12 protein-coding genes are annotated in these 13,629 nt (G+C 52.0%); 4 read left to right on the top strand and 8 right to left on the bottom strand.

The window, feature by feature from the left end; all coding sequences use genetic code 11:
* Positions 1-13 precede the first annotated feature (13 nt).
* A complete protein-coding gene (locus tag OGY10_RS02605; RefSeq protein WP_003027506.1) occupies positions 14-241 on the bottom strand; it encodes a YejL family protein in 228 nt (75 codons plus the stop codon).
* 134 nt (positions 242-375) lie between these two features.
* Between OGY10_RS02605 and yejK the strand changes: the two genes are divergently transcribed.
* Positions 376-1,383 (top strand): nucleoid-associated protein YejK, encoded by a 1,008-nt coding sequence (gene yejK, locus OGY10_RS02610; protein ID WP_003027504.1) that lies wholly within the window; start codon positions 376-378, stop codon positions 1,381-1,383.
* A 120-nt stretch (positions 1,384-1,503) separates the two neighbouring features.
* Here the strand turns inward: yejK and rplY are convergent, their stop codons facing one another.
* Together rplY and radD are read right to left on the bottom strand one after the other, a co-directional pair.
* Positions 1,504-1,788 carry a 50S ribosomal protein L25 gene (rplY, locus tag OGY10_RS02615; protein ID WP_003027502.1) on the bottom strand — a complete coding sequence of 95 codons (285 nt, stop codon included), beginning with the start codon at positions 1,786-1,788 and terminating at the stop codon, positions 1,504-1,506.
* A gap of 124 nt (positions 1,789-1,912) precedes the next feature.
* Complete coding sequence (gene radD, locus OGY10_RS02620) at positions 1,913-3,673, bottom strand: DNA repair helicase RadD (RefSeq protein WP_125362689.1); 1,761 nt, start codon at positions 3,671-3,673, stop codon at positions 1,913-1,915.
* Between the two features lie 151 nt (positions 3,674-3,824).
* Here radD and rsuA point away from each other — a divergent pair, with 151 nt between their 5' ends.
* From rsuA to OGY10_RS02635, 3 genes are all read left to right on the top strand, one after another.
* Complete coding sequence (rsuA, locus tag OGY10_RS02625; RefSeq protein ID WP_008785291.1) at positions 3,825-4,532, top strand: 16S rRNA pseudouridine(516) synthase RsuA; 708 nt, start codon at positions 3,825-3,827, stop codon at positions 4,530-4,532.
* Positions 4,533-4,547: 15 nt separating this feature from the next.
* Positions 4,548-5,738 carry a Bcr/CflA family multidrug efflux MFS transporter gene (locus OGY10_RS02630; protein WP_286576174.1) on the top strand — a complete coding sequence of 397 codons (1,191 nt, stop codon included), beginning with the start codon at positions 4,548-4,550 and terminating at the stop codon, positions 5,736-5,738.
* Positions 5,739-6,071: 333 nt separating this feature from the next.
* Positions 6,072-6,416, top strand: coding sequence for a YejG family protein (locus OGY10_RS02635; RefSeq protein ID WP_085951589.1), 345 nt, complete (start codon positions 6,072-6,074; stop codon positions 6,414-6,416).
* Between the two features lie 3 nt (positions 6,417-6,419).
* Here OGY10_RS02635 and yejF read toward each other — a convergent pair whose 3' ends face one another.
* The 5 genes from yejF to OGY10_RS02660 form a co-directional block, all read right to left on the bottom strand.
* Entirely contained in the window at positions 6,420-8,009 is a 1,590-nt protein-coding gene (gene yejF, locus OGY10_RS02640) for a microcin C ABC transporter ATP-binding protein YejF (RefSeq protein WP_208743980.1), read from the bottom strand.
* Between the two features lies 1 nt (position 8,010).
* Positions 8,011-9,036 (bottom strand): ABC transporter permease, encoded by a 1,026-nt coding sequence (locus OGY10_RS02645; protein ID WP_071444666.1) that lies wholly within the window; start codon positions 9,034-9,036, stop codon positions 8,011-8,013.
* Positions 9,036-10,130 (bottom strand): microcin C ABC transporter permease YejB, encoded by a 1,095-nt coding sequence (locus OGY10_RS02650; RefSeq protein WP_003834575.1) that lies wholly within the window; start codon positions 10,128-10,130, stop codon positions 9,036-9,038. The genes OGY10_RS02645 and OGY10_RS02650 overlap by 1 nt, the downstream gene beginning before the upstream one ends.
* The gene (locus OGY10_RS02655; protein WP_191226991.1) at positions 10,131-11,945 is read right to left on the bottom strand and encodes an extracellular solute-binding protein; all 1,815 of its coding nucleotides are present in this window, start codon (positions 11,943-11,945) and stop codon (positions 10,131-10,133) included.
* Between the two features lie 100 nt (positions 11,946-12,045).
* Entirely contained in the window at positions 12,046-13,605 is a 1,560-nt protein-coding gene (locus tag OGY10_RS02660) for a cyclic di-GMP phosphodiesterase (RefSeq protein ID WP_008785287.1), read from the bottom strand.
* Positions 13,606-13,629 lie beyond the last annotated feature (24 nt).

The following is a 13,629-nucleotide window of genomic DNA, read 5'->3' on the forward strand; positions in this document are numbered from 1 at the left end:
CCGGAGCAGGCTCTTAATGCGCTTGGTCGTCGTTTACCGAAGACTGCAATGCGCGGGCAAAAGAGTTGGCAATCGCCTGGCGCTGGGCCGGTGCGATGCTTGTATTGATAAGGTTAGTCACCATGTTTCCCAGAACCATCAGGGAAAGGTCGGTCGGCGCCTTATGTTTTTCCAGTACGTTGAGCATCTCATTCAGCAGTTGTTCAACGTGTTCGTCACTATAGCGGGAAATTTGTGGCATAAATCGAAATCAGTCTGTTCATGAAAGGGCAACATATTACCGTACAGACAGTTTTTTTTCTGCTTTTTTATCTTCTATTGCGTCACTGCCCGGCAGGTGGTTGAATACCGCCCGGTCTAAGAGGAGAGTTTATCATGAGTCTGGATATCAACCAGATTGCCCTGCACCAGCTTATCAAACGTGACGAGCAGAACCTTGAGCTGGTCTTGCGCGATTCATTACTGGAACCGACAGCGACGGTTGTCGATATGATGGCTGAGTTGCATCGGGTGTATAGCGCCAAGAATAAAGCCTATGGCCTGTTTAGCGAAGAGAGTGAACTGGCGCAAACGCTGCGTTTACAGCGTCAGGGCGAAGAGGATTTTCTGGCATTTAGTCGTGCCGCGACCGGACGCTTGCGGGACGAGCTGGCGAAATATCCTTTTGCCGACGGCGGCATTGTCCTGTTCTGCCATTACCGCTATCTGGCGGTAGAGTATCTGCTGGTCGCCGTGCTGAACAATTTAAGCAGCATGCGCGTCAATGAAAATCTGGATATCAACCCGACGCACTATCTGGATATCAATCATGCGGACATCGTGGCGCGTATTGATTTAACCGAGTGGGAAACCAATCCGGAGTCCACACGCTATCTGACGTTCCTGAAAGGGCGGGTAGGGCGCAAAGTCGCCGATTTCTTTATGGATTTCCTCGGTGCCAGCGAAGGTCTGAACGCCAAAGCGCAAAACCGTGGCCTGCTGCAGGCGGTCGATGACTTTACTGCCGAGGCGCAACTCGATAAAGCCGAACGCCAGAACGTGCGTCAGCAGGTGTACAGCTACTGTAACGAGCAGCTGCAGGCTGGTGAAGAGATCGAGCTGGAGTCGCTGTCTAAAGAGCTTTCCGGCGTCAGTGAAGTCAGCTTCAGCGAATTTACCGCTGATAAAGGCTACGAGCTGGAAGAGAGCTTCCCTGCGGATCGCAGTACGCTGCGTCAGTTAACCAAATTTGCCGGCAGCGGCGGTGGGTTAACCATTAACTTCGACGCTATGTTACTGGGTGAACGTATTTTCTGGGATCCGGCGACGGACACCTTGACCATCAAAGGTACGCCGCCGAACCTGCGCGACCAGCTGCAGCGCCGCACGTCTGGCGGGAAATAAAACCGTGTGCCGGGTGAGAGCGTTAACGCCTTATCCGGTCGACGAGAACCATCAGTATCGATGACAAAATCCCATAAAAAAACCCCGCCTTGGCGGGGTTTTTCTTCAACTTGTTTGCGATTACGCGCGAACGAAGTCGATGTGGGACAGCTTCGGCTTGAACGGGTGACGCTGTACAGCCTGAGCTTTAACTTTAACTTCTTTACCGTCAACAACGATGGTCAGAACTTCGCTGTAGAATTCAGCTTTAGCTTGCATGTTCATAACTGCATCGTGATCCAGTTCGATAGCAATCGGGGCTTCTGCGCCACCGTAGATGATTGCCGGGAACTTGTTAGCGGCACGCAGGCGGCGGCTCGCACCCTTACCCTGCTCTTTACGTACTTCAGCGTTGATAGTAAACATTTAAATCTCTCTTTAATAATTCCTGCTACAGGCGACCCAGCAACAGGTAAGTGATCTGCTTTGCGTATGCAAAAGCGGGCGAGATTCTATACTCAAACGGCTGGTACATCAATCAAAAGTACGATTAACCGCGTAATTCATGTGCCCGACGAAAGCGTCCTTCATAATCGAAGACCTTTTCACGGACCTGCCAGTACTGACCTTTCATGCGCGCCACCACGAAATCAGGATGCCGTAACAACGCCTGCTGATTGAGGATATCGGCGGCGGTTATCCAGCGTAAGGGTATACCGGGTGTTCGGGTGTGCGGGCGAATAAACAGTTGTTCGAAGGCCGTACGCTGCGCGGGAGTGTGCAGGCGAAAGCGTTCGCTGACGTCAGCGCCATCTTCATCGTAATAGGTGATTTTCAGCCATTCGCCTTTATCATCCTGCCCGTTTTGTAACACCATACCACTACAGCGCAGGACCAGCGCATCTTTGAGCCTGAGCGCGGCTTTCAGCATGTCATCCGGGTCAACCAGCACCGTGTCGCACTCGCGACAACGGCGGGCGGCGATGTCATTTTCCGCGTTGCATTGTGGGCAGTTTTTAAAACGGAAACGAAAATCGCACTGTTCGCGATGGCCGTCATCATCTTCAAACCATCCCTGGCAGCGGCGGCCAAAATGTTCAATCAGCGTGCCGTCTGCCGTGGTTTTGCCCCAGAAGGTGTTTGCAAATCCGCAGGCAGGACAGAACACCTGTACCGGAACGTTGTCGCTTTTCCCTTTCGGAGCACCCACTTCCGGTGCGTACAGATCGTGCGGGTTGCCGGCGTAATCGAGGATCAGACAGTCGGTTTTACCCGGTGCAAGGCGCAACCCACGACCAACAATTTGTTGGTAAAGGCTAACTGACTCTGTTGGGCGCAGAATGGCGATAAGGTCGACGTGCGGGGCATCGAATCCGGTGGTCAGGACCGATACATTCACCAGATAGCGAAAACGCTGGGCTTTGAACTCTTCAATCAGCACGTCGCGCTCAGCGCCTGGCGTATCTCCAGTGATTAGCGCGGCGTCGTCAGCGGGCAGCAGACCCTGAATTTCTTTGGCGTGCTCAACGGTGGCGGCGAAAATCATCACCCCTTTGCGGGTTTGGGCAAACTCGACAATCTGGCTGATGATATGCGGCGTTATTCGTTGCTGCTTTTTCAGCTCCTGATTCAGATCTGCTTCGCTAAACAGGCCGTTACTCTGCGCCTGCAGGCGACTAAAGTCATACTGCACGACCGGCATGTCGAGGCGTTCTGGCGGCGTCAGGTAGCCGTGTTTAATCATGTAGCGCAGCGGTAATTCATAAATGCAGTCGCGAAACAGCGCTTTTTCATCGCCGCGCACCATACCATGATAATGAAAATGATAAATCCAGCCCTTACCCAAACGAAAAGGTGTGGCGGTAAGCCCGAGCAGACGTAAGTGGGGATTTACTTTAGTCAGGTGAGTGAGGATTTGCTGATACTGACTCTCTTCATCATCGCCAATACGGTGGCATTCATCGACGATCAGCAGGGAGAATTCACCCTGAAAGGCCTCCAGATTACGCGCTACCGACTGTACGCTGCCAAAGACTACTTTCCCGTGGCTCTCTTTACGCTTCAGGCCTGCGGCAAAAATATCGGCTTCAAGCCCCAGCGCACAATATTTGGCATGGTTTTGTGCGACCAGTTCTTTGACGTGCGCCAATACCAGTACGCGACCACGTGCCACGCGGGCCAGTTCAGCAATCACCAGACTTTTGCCCGCGCCGGTTGGCAGGACGATAACCGCCGGGGTGCGGTGGTGGCGAAAATGGTTGAGCGTGGCGTCCACGGCTTCTTTTTGGTACGGGCGAAGAGTAAAAATCATGAGCTCATTAAGGTAAACAGCAACAATGTATAGTATGCCATGAATCATTTCCCTTGAGGGATGGTGTAACACCGCTATACTGGGCGGATAATAGTCCCACTTTTCGGGCGTAAACCCGCTTCTCGTATTTTTACAGGCAAAAATCACACTCATGCGACTTGATAAATTTATCGCTCAGCAACTCGGCGTCAGCCGCGCTATTGCCGGGCGTGAGATCCGTGCTAACCGCGTTACCGTCGACGGTGAAATCGTTAAAAACAGTGCCTTTAAGCTGCTACCAGAACACGACGTCGAATATGACGGTAATTCCCTGGTTCAACAAAATGGCCCGCGCTATTTTATGCTGAATAAGCCTCAGGGTTATGTTTGCTCAACGGATGACCCGGATCATCCGACGGTGCTCTATTTCCTTGATGAACCGGTTGCCTACAAACTGCATGCGGCAGGGCGTCTGGATATCGACACCACCGGACTGGTACTGATGACCGATGACGGACAGTGGTCGCATCGTATCACCTCTCCTCGTCACCATTGTGAGAAAACCTATCTGGTGACGCTGGAGTCGCCAGTGGCAGACGATACCGCCGAGCAGTTTGCCCATGGCGTACAGTTGCATAATGAAAAAGACCTGACCAAACCGGCTGTTCTGGAGGTCATTACGCCAACTCAGGTGCGATTGACCATCAGCGAAGGGCGTTATCATCAGGTAAAACGTATGTTTGCCGCGGTGGGTAACCACGTTGTGGAACTGCACCGTGAACGAATTGGTGACATCAGGCTTGATGACGATCTGGAGCCGGGTGAATACCGTCCATTGACCGAAGAAGAAATCGCCAGCGTTAACTTAACCCCGCGTTAATTTCAGGAGCTAAATGTGACCACCCGGCAGAACTCGTCAATTGCCATAGTTTTTATCCTTGGCTTGTTAGCCATGCTGATGCCGTTGTCGATTGATATGTATCTTCCGGCGCTACCTGTTATCTCAGAACAGTTTGGTGTGCCTGCGGGTAGCGCGCAGATGACCCTCAGTACCTATATTCTGGGGTTTGCAGTGGGGCAGTTGCTCTATGGCCCAATGGCTGACAGCATTGGGCGCAAGCCGGTGATTCTGGGCGGAACGCTGGTGTTTGCGGCGGCGGCAGTGGCCTGCGCCCTGGCGCAAACTATTGATCAACTGATCGTGATGCGTTTCTTCCACGGTCTGGCTGCTGCGGCGGCGAGCGTGGTAATCAACGCCCTGATGCGCGATATCTATCCGAAGGAAGAGTTCTCGCGCATGATGTCATTCGTCATGCTGGTGACCACAATTGCGCCTTTGTTGGCACCTATCGTGGGTGGTTGGGTGCTGGTATGGCTTAGCTGGCACTATATCTTTTGGATCCTCGCCATGGCGGCTGTTCTGGCGTCGGTGATGATCTTTACGCTGATCAAAGAGACCCTGCCTGTAGAGCGTCGCCAGCCGTTTCGCCTGCGTACCACTATTGGCAACTTTGCCTCGCTGTTTCGTCATAAACGAGTGCTGAGCTATATGCTGGCCAGCGGGTTCAGCTTTGCCGGGATGTTCTCGTTTCTGAGCGCCGGACCCTTTGTTTACATTGAGATCAACCACGTTTCACCGCAGCATTTCGGTTATTACTTCGCACTGAACATCGTATTCCTGTTCGTGATGACTATCATCAACAGTCGCTTTGTGCGTCGGGTTGGGGCATTGAATATGTTCCGTACCGGTCTGTGGATCCAGTTCGTGATGGCGGGATGGATGGTCTTTAGCGCACTGTTCGGGCTGGGGTTCTGGGCTCTGGTCGTTGGCGTTGCGGCGTTTGTTGGCTGTGTATCGATGGTGTCATCAAACGCCATGGCGGTTATTCTGGATGAATTTCCGTATATGGCGGGAACGGCGTCATCGCTGGCTGGGACATTCCGCTTTGGCATTGGCGCCATTGTCGGGGCCCTGTTGTCTCTGGCGACCTTTAACTCGGCCTGGCCAATGATATGGTCGATCGCATTTTGCGCTACCTGCTCAATTCTCTTCTATCTTTACGCCAGTCGCGCTCAAAAACGGTGATCTATTACACAACCTGGGGGCCATAAGGTCTCCAGAGTTGATGTACATCAACCGCAAATCTATCATTTCCCCCGCTTATGTTTATTTTATGTAAAATCAATTTATGTAAAAAGTCACATCATTGTAGTTAAAAAGGTTGAGTTAGATCGCAGAAACGAGTACATATAGCCCGGAAATATGCCAGAACCGTTGAATAAATTTAATTACTGGGTTCTGTAAGCAGCATAAGTACTGGATGTAAACGTTTACCAACTGTCTAAAGACGTATTGTCAATGATGTGTTAATATTGATGTAAAATAATTGTGAAGTGATTGTGCTTCCAGGGAAAGAAAGTGATGACATTACAACTCTCAATCGTTCATCGTCTGCCGCAGAGCTATCGTTGGTCGGTGGGTTTCGCAGGTTCGAAAGTTGAACCGATTCCGCAAAACGGTCAGAGTAATGAGAACAGCCTGGTGGCACTCAAATTGCTCAGTCCTGATGGTGACAGCGCGTGGTCAGTCATGCATAAGCTCAGCCAGGCCCTCAGTGATATCGAGGTTCCTTGTTCCGTACTGGAATGTGAAGGGGAGCCGTGCCTGTTTGTGAATCGCCAGGACGAATTTGCCGCGACCTGCAGACTGAAAAACTTCGGCGTGGCTATCGCAGAACCGTTTTCAAACAACAATCCTTTTTGAGCGTCAGCTTAGCGCGAGCAGCTGACGCGTATAGGCCTGCTGTGGTGCGTTAAAGACGTGCTCGCATTGCCCTTGCTCCACGACCTCTCCCTGACGTAGCACAATAACCTGATGGCATAATGCGCGTACTACGTGCAAATCATGGCTGATAAAAATATAAGCCAGCCGATGCTTTTCCTGTAAGGATTTTAACAACGTCAGGATTTGCGCCTGTACGGTCCTGTCGAGCGACGATGTTGGTTCATCCAGAATGATCAGGGAAGGTTTGAGAATCAATGCTCTGGCAATAGCAATGCGTTGGCGTTGTCCGCCAGAAAACTCCGCAGGATAACGATGTCGCGTTTCGCTATCCAATCCCACTTCCTCCATCACCGATTTCACCTGTGCCTCGCGTTGTTCGGCTGACAGGGTAGGCTGATGAACGCGCAACCCCTCCTCGATAATCTGTAGCACGCTCAGGCGTGGGTTCAGCGAGGAGTTGGGATCCTGAAATACCACCTGAATACGGTGACGGACCGGCAATAGCTGGCGTCGATTTAAGGTATGCAGTGCCAGACCATCGAACACAATGCTTCCCTGCGAGGTGATTAACCGCAGAAGCGCCAGCCCGGTGGTGCTTTTTCCGGAGCCTGACTCTCCAACCAGCCCCAGCGTTTCACCGGGCCGGAGGGAAAAACTGACGTCGTTAACGACGACGTTGTGGTCCACCACGCGTTTCAGGATACCTTTGCGGATAGGAAAGGCGACGCGGAGTTTTTCCACTTCCAGCAACGGAGCTTGCCCGACAGGCAAAGGTACCGGGTCGCCGGAAGGTTCGCTGTTTAACAATTTCTTCGTGTAGGGATGCGTTGGCGCAGTGAGCAACTGTGCTGCTCTATTTTGCTCAACGCACTGGCCGTTTTGCATGACCGCCACGGTATCGGCCAGTTTTTTCACAATACTCAGGTTGTGGGTGATGAACAGTAATCCCATGTTCAGCTCGCGCTGTAGTTCCCTCAGCAATTGCAGGATCTGTGCCTGAACGGAAACGTCCAGCGCGGTAGTCGGTTCATCAGCAATAAGCAGCTCAGGTTGTGTCAGCAGTGCCATGGCGATCATCACACGCTGGCGTTCACCGCCGGACAGTTGGTGTGGGTAATCTGCGAGACGTTTGGCTGCCTGACGGATGCCAACGCGATCCAGGCAGGTCAGGATTTCTGCCCGCGCCGCTTCCCGACGCATTCCCCTATGCAGCGACAGCACTTCATAAAGCTGTTTTTCCAGATTGTGGAGCGGGTTCAGTGACACCATCGGCTCCTGGAAAATCATGGCGATTTTATTCCCCCGTACGCCGCGAAGCGTCTGCTCGTTGGCGTGAAGTAATGATTCACCATGAAAACGGATGTCCCCGGAAGGGTAAACTACCGGAGGGGACGGTAACAACCGTAGGATAGAAAGCGCGGTCACGCTTTTCCCCGAGCCAGACTCGCCCACCAGCGCCAGCGTTTGTCCGGCATCAACCCGTAGTGAGAGGGCATTGACTACGGTGCGCACGGTCTCTTGTTGACGAAAACCTACCGATAAATTCTCAATGGCTAACAGAGGTTGTGTCATTTTAAATCGCCTTGTTGGGATCAAACGCATCGCGTACCGCTTCACCAATAAAGATCAGCAGCGATAGTAGCAGGGCAACGGAGATGAACGCGGTGATGCCAAGCCACGGTGCCTGCAGGTTGTTTTTACCCTGTAACAGGAGTTCTCCCAGTGATGGCGAGCCAAGCGGTAAACCGAACCCAAGAAAATCCAGTGAGGTCAGAGTAGTTATCGAGGCGCATAAAATAAACGGTAAAAAAGTCAGGGCCGCGACCATCGCGTTAGGCAGCATATGACGCAGAATAATACTGCGATCGCTTACGCCTAGCGCTTGAGCGGCTCGAATGTAATCAAAGTTTCGGGTACGTAAAAATTCCGCGCGCACCACGCCAACCAGGCTCATCCAGCCAAACAATACGGTAATGCCCAGCAGCCACCAGAAGTTAGGCTGGACCACGCTCGACAATAGAATGATGAGAAACAGCGTTGGCATTCCTGACCAAACTTCAATGAATCGTTGCCCCCACAGGTCCACCTTGCCGCCATAATAGCCCTGAATTGCGCCAGCCATAATGCCCATCACGCTCGAACAGAGGGTGAGCATTAGACCAAACAAGACAGAAATACGTGTGCCGTAGAGGATGCGCGCCAGTACATCACCGCCGTTGGCGTCTGTTCCCAGCCAGTTTTGTGCGGAAGGCGGGGAAGGGAAGGGCTTATCGGTGGCAAAGTTAATGCTGGTGGCCCCAAAGCGTATTGGTGCCCACAGGATCCAGCCCTGGTTTTCCAGGCGCTGTTGTAGCCACGGGTCCTGATAATCAGCCTGAGTCGCCAGGGGGCCGCCGAAGTCGCTTTCACTGTAGTTTTTGAACAGGGGGAAATACCAGCTATTGTCGTAGCGCACCAGTAGCGGCTTATCATTGGCAATCAGTTCTGAACACAGGCTAAGACCGAACAGCACCAGAAAAATCCACAGCGACCAGTAGCCGCGACGATTGTGGCGAAAGCGCGCCCAGCGGGCCTGACTGACGGGGCTTAATCGCGACATTAGCGTCCCTCAAAATCAATACGAGGATCGACCAGCGTATAGCTGATGTCGCTGAGGATATTCAGCAGCAGACCGATCAGGGTGAAGATATAAAGCGTGCCAAACATTACCGGGTAGTCGCGTGATACGGTGGATTCATAACCCAGCAATCCCAGGCCGTTAAGTGAGAACATCACTTCAATCAGCAGTGAGCCGGTAAAAAACATGCTGATAAACGTTGCCGGGAAGCCGGCGATCACCAGCAACATGGCATTGCGAAACACATGTTTCCACAGAATATTTTTCTCGCTGACCCCTTTAGCGCGTGCGGTGACGACATATTGTTTGCGCACCTCATCCAGAAATGAGTTCTTGGTCAGCATAGTCAGTGCGGCAAACCCACCAACCACCGTCGCCAGCACCGGCAGGGTAATATGCCAAAGGTAGTCGGTTACTTTCTGATACCAGGGCAGGGAGTCAAAATTGGCGGATACCAGCCCGCGAAGCGGGAACAGGTCGTAGTAGCTTCCCCCGGCAAAAAAGACGATCAGCAAAATGGCAAACAGAAAGGCCGGTATGGCATAGCCGATAATAATAAATGCGCTGCTCCAGACATCAAACCGGCTGCCGTTATGCACCGCTTTGCGGATCCCAAGCGGTATCGACACCAGATAGATGATGAGCGTACTCCACAGCCCCAGCGTGACGGAAACAGGCAGGCTGTCTTTGATAAGCGTCAGCACCGAGGCGCTACGAAACAGGCTGTCACCGAAATCGAAACGAATGTAATCCCAGAGCATTTTGAAGTAACGCTCATGAATGGGCTTATCGAACCCATAGCGGCGAGTGATTTCGGCGATCACTTCCGGGTCCAGACCCCGTCCGCCTCGATAATTACTGTCGCTGATGTTACCAACGCCGGTTTGCGCGTGGCTGGCACGAACACCTTCGCTACCCGCGCCGGGTAATGCCCCGCTTTGCCCGAACTCAATGGCGGCGACGGCCTGTTCAACCGGGCCGCCTGGGGCAATTTGCACGATAAAAAAGTTGATGGTGATGATGGCCCAAAGCGTTGGGATCACCAGCAGTAGACGTCGAATCAGATACGCGCCCATTTATTCTCCCTGTCGTCTGGCTGCGGGCAGTTTCGCCGCTTTGTTGACGTCATACCACCAGTTGTCGAGACCAATGGTGTAAATTGGGCGAATAGCAGGATGCGAAAATTTATCCCACCAGGCGATGCGATCCTCTGCCATAAACCACATCGGCAACATGTAGTAGTTCCAGGTTAATACCCTGTCCAGTGCCCGGCCCAGTGGGATCAATTTGGCTTTATCACCTTGTGCCGCGATGATTTGGTCGATCAGTTTATCAATCACCGGGCTTTGTACGCCGGGGGCGTTGTAGCTGGAATCAATATATTGAGAGGCCCACAGAATTTGCAGGTCCGAACTCGGCCACGGCATCGCGCGATACAACCTCGGCATCATGTCATAGTCGCGACTGCGCAGGCGGTTCGTGATTTGTGAATTATCCACCTGGCGGATATTCATGGTAATACCTAAGCGCTGCAGGTTGTGCTGGAACGGCAGCACCCACTGACTGTTGCTGCCCGCCGGGAGCAACAGTTCAAAGCTCAGAGGTTTACCGCTGGCGCTGTTTACGCGCTGCTGACCCTTTAGTACCCACCCGGCCTGCTCCAGTAAGGTATCGGCTTTCAACAGGTTGTCGCGGTCGTAGCCATCGCCTTTTGATTTTGGCGGCTGATAGATTTGGCTAAAGACCTCAGAGGGGAGATCTTTTTTCAAGGGCGCGAGTATCACCAGCTCATCTGCGTCGGGGTATTTTGTCGCGGCATATTCGGTATTCTGAAAATAGCTGTTGGTCCGGCTCCAGGCATTATAGAACAGCGCTTTATTCATCCATTCAAAATCAAAGGCCAGCGTGATGGCTTCCCGTACCCGTCGGTCGCTGAATACCGGACGCTGAATATTAAATGCCAGCCAGCGGGTATCCTGCGCGGACTCGTTTTTTTGCTCATCTTTGATGATGTAATGATTCGCGAAATTTTTCCCGGTATAACGCGTCGCCCAGTTTTTGGCATCATTTTCAAGACGCAGATCAAACGCACCGGCCTTAAACGCTTCAAAGGCGACGTTATCATCCAGATAGTAGTCGTAGCGGATGGTATCAAAGTTCCAGCGTCCACGATTGACGGGCAGATTAGCGGCCCAATAATCTTTGACGCGCGAATAGACAATATACTGGCCCATCTTCCATTTCGTAATGCGATAAGGGCCGCTGGCGAGCGGTGGCGATGATAAGGGATCGCTGAGCTTATGATCTTTCCAGTACTTCTCTGGCATTACGGGTAATGAAAACAGGCTGAGCATGTCCTCTTTACCCGGTTTGGCTAATTCAATGCGTACGGTTAATGGCGCGATGGCTTTTACCGTTGTTCCCTTGTAGACCAGACGAAACTGCGGCACGCCTTCAGTCATAAATTTGTGGAAGGTGAATGCGACGTCGCGGGCGGTAATGGGTGAGCCATCGTGAAAACGCGCTCGTGGATTAATGGCAATTTCTACCCAGGAATAGTCGTCAGCATAGCGTGCGCTGTCGGCAATGAGCGGGTAATAGCTACCAGGTTCATCGTCAGAGGTCGTAAACAACGTATCGTAAAGCGTTTCGGTACGTGCGCCGGGGTTACCGCGCATCGCATAGCGGTTAAAGTTGTCAAACGTGCCAATGGCGGACAGGGTGATTTGACCCCCTTTAGGGGCTGCGGGATTTACATAATCGAAGTGATTAAAGTTAAATGCGTACTTCGGTTCACCCAGTACGGCAAAAGCATAGCTTTCTTTGATGGATTGCGCCTGGGCGCTAAACCCGATGAGGGTAATAAACAGAAACAGTACGCGAGGGATCATATAAAAGCGATTTCCTTTTCCTGCCACAACCCGACGGGCATCATGCCTGAAAGATAAGGGATGTAGCGGCGAGTGAGAGTATATGAATCGCATACTGCGATCACCACGTCGGCTTATTGGGCTGTGCCATCCAACGCACAAAATCAGCAAGCTTTAATGGTCGGCTAATCCAGTATCCCTGGAAAAAATGCACCCCACGATCGCGCAGCCAACGGGCTTGCTCAGGAGTTTCTACCCCTTCCGCAACCGTCAGCATATTAAGACGTTTAGAAAGTGTCAACACGGCGTCCAGAACCGGAGAGGTCAGGGTTTCCGTCCCGATGGCGTTAATAAATCCGCGATCGATTTTCAGGTAGTCAACGGTAAAGCGTTCCAGATAAATAAGCGCGCTATGGCCGGTGCCAAAATCATCAATCGCAATTTCAAAACCTGCGGAATGTAGCCATTCAAATAGCTTTGTGGCCTCGTGCTGATTGAGCATATCTCGTTCAGTGATTTCCAGCACTATCTGAAAATAGTTTGCGGGAAGTGAAGCGTGCAGGTGCCGGATGTCGTCTTTAAATGTCTCGCCATGCAGATGCGATGGCGCGATATTGATCCCCAATTTTGCGCCAGCGGGTAACACTTTTTGTAGCGCCGGGGCATCCTGGGCGATCAACTTAAAGAGATGCTGAGTCAGCGGGACGATCATTTTCTGTGATTCAGCGTAATGAATAAAGGCATCCGGTGGGATCTCGCCCGTTGTTGGGTGATTCCAACGTAACAGGACCTCGACGCCTTTCACTTCCAGCGTTTGCATCTCTACGACGGGCTGGTACACCACATAAAACTGGTTATGCTTGATGGCGTTGAGGATATCTTTGCCTGGGCGTAAACGGATGCTGTAGATGTAGTACCAGAGGAGAAGGGCGGCAATAATCCCGGCCATACATCCCAACAAAATAGAATACCAGACGTCGGTATAGCTCCACTCTTGTGCGTATAAGCGAATTTTAAGCGGGATCCCTTCAAGAGTGGCCTGCCGCCAGGAGGTATGAGGAAGAGCGGAGACATCGATGATTCGCGATGAGAATGTCGAAATTGCGGTATTACCGACGATAATCGCAATACCGTCAAAATCATCCTGCCGGGCGGTATAGAGCAGATAAGGTGCCAGATTGATATTCAGTGAGGTAAATACGCCGCTATCGTTGAACGACGCGTTTCGGTGCCAAATCATGATCGCTGGTTTGTCCGGCATCATGGGCGTACCGGGAAGTAATTCCACATCAATATTTCTGCTGATATCGAGGTTTGGTATCAAATCCAAAATCGGAGTGAACATGGAACCTGTCGCGGAAGAGCAGAAAGCGATGCCGTCTTTTACCAGCAAGAAAGCGCGAACGTTCAGGCTAAATGCTGCACTGGAGGTCAGCTTAGCGCCGACTTGTTGGCAACTGTTGGCAACCAGCGGCTGAAGGGCATCGGTGGTGGTTTTGAGGTCGGTGAAGTAGCTGCTGACGTAATTCTGGATATCGGCAAGGAGCGTGTCGTACTTAACTTCTCGTTTATGCCAGGTGACGAAAAACTGCAGGGTACTCACGAGTATTGCGACGATAAGCCCCGTTAACATACAGGAAAGCAGGATTTTCCGACCGGATGAAGAAGAGCGTCTGAACATAGATCCTTATTTTACCTGATTTAA

Source organism: Citrobacter sp. Cpo148 (assembly GCF_030332375.1).
Classification (GTDB): domain Bacteria; phylum Pseudomonadota; class Gammaproteobacteria; order Enterobacterales; family Enterobacteriaceae; genus Citrobacter; species Citrobacter portucalensis.

Excerpts from the sequence above, each read along its gene's own strand:
- OGY10_RS02605 (WP_003027506.1), bottom strand. The coding sequence starts at position 241 with ATGCCACAAATTTCCCGCTATAGTGACGAACACGTTGAACAACTGCTG.
- yejK (WP_003027504.1), top strand. The coding sequence starts at position 376 with ATGAGTCTGGATATCAACCAGATTGCCCTGCACCAGCTTATCAAACGT.
- rplY (WP_003027502.1), bottom strand. The coding sequence starts at position 1,788 with ATGTTTACTATCAACGCTGAAGTACGTAAAGAGCAGGGTAAGGGTGCG.
- radD (WP_125362689.1), bottom strand. The coding sequence starts at position 3,673 with ATGATTTTTACTCTTCGCCCGTACCAAAAAGAAGCCGTGGACGCCACG.
- rsuA (WP_008785291.1), top strand. The coding sequence starts at position 3,825 with ATGCGACTTGATAAATTTATCGCTCAGCAACTCGGCGTCAGCCGCGCT.
- yejF (WP_208743980.1), bottom strand. The coding sequence starts at position 8,009 with ATGACACAACCTCTGTTAGCCATTGAGAATTTATCGGTAGGTTTTCGT.
- OGY10_RS02645 (WP_071444666.1), bottom strand. The coding sequence starts at position 9,036 with ATGTCGCGATTAAGCCCCGTCAGTCAGGCCCGCTGGGCGCGCTTTCGC.
- OGY10_RS02650 (WP_003834575.1), bottom strand. The coding sequence starts at position 10,130 with ATGGGCGCGTATCTGATTCGACGTCTACTGCTGGTGATCCCAACGCTT.
- OGY10_RS02655 (WP_191226991.1), bottom strand. The coding sequence starts at position 11,945 with ATGATCCCTCGCGTACTGTTTCTGTTTATTACCCTCATCGGGTTTAGC.
- OGY10_RS02660 (WP_008785287.1), bottom strand. The coding sequence starts at position 13,605 with ATGTTCAGACGCTCTTCTTCATCCGGTCGGAAAATCCTGCTTTCCTGT.